Annotated in this window: 1 rRNA gene; it reads right to left on the bottom strand. The window is 50.9% G+C overall.

Annotated elements, in window-relative coordinates:
- Window positions 1-605: ribosomal RNA gene (locus MPL1_RS13120) — 23S ribosomal RNA — on the bottom strand; the annotation flags it as partial.

Here is a 605-nt window from a genome sequence, read left to right as displayed (position 1 = left end):
TATCTCCTGGCTTGATTAGCCTTTCACTCCGATCCACAGTTCATTCCCCGTCTTTTTCAACAGACGTGGGTTCGGCCCTCCAGTAAGTGTTACCTCACCTTCAGCCTGACCATGGATAGATCGCCAGGTTTCGGGTCTAATCCCAGCAACTCGTCGCCCTATTAAGACTCGGTTTCCCTTCGCCTCCCCTATTCGGTTAAGCTCGCTACTGAAATTAAGTCGCTGACCCATTATACAAAAGGTACGCAGTCACCCCATCACTAAGCTACCTCTGCTTGTTTTGTTAGGTTGGGCTCGCTCTCGCTCGCCACCTCAACAAAACGCTCGCTCACCATTTGCTGATGGCGGCTTGTTTTGTTGGTTGGGCTCGCTCTCGCTCGCCACCTCCCAATCAAAGGTGTTTAATAACGCATCACTAAAAAAATAGCTTAGTGATGGGGCTCCCACTGCTTGTACGCACACGGTTTCAGGTTCTATTTCACTCCCCTCAACGGGGTTCTTTTCGCCTTTCCCTCACGGTACTGGTTCACTATCGGTCGTATAAGGAGTATTTMRCCTTGGMKGATGTTCCCCTGTCCGACAAGGTTCACGTCGCCCGCCTACTT

Origin of the sequence: Methylophaga lonarensis MPL, from assembly GCF_000349205.1 — a bacterium.
Classification (GTDB): Bacteria; Pseudomonadota; Gammaproteobacteria; order Nitrosococcales; family Methylophagaceae; genus Methylophaga; species Methylophaga lonarensis.
The sequence above is the reverse complement of the archived record's forward strand: the minus strand, read 5'-3'. Positions and strand labels throughout refer to the sequence as shown.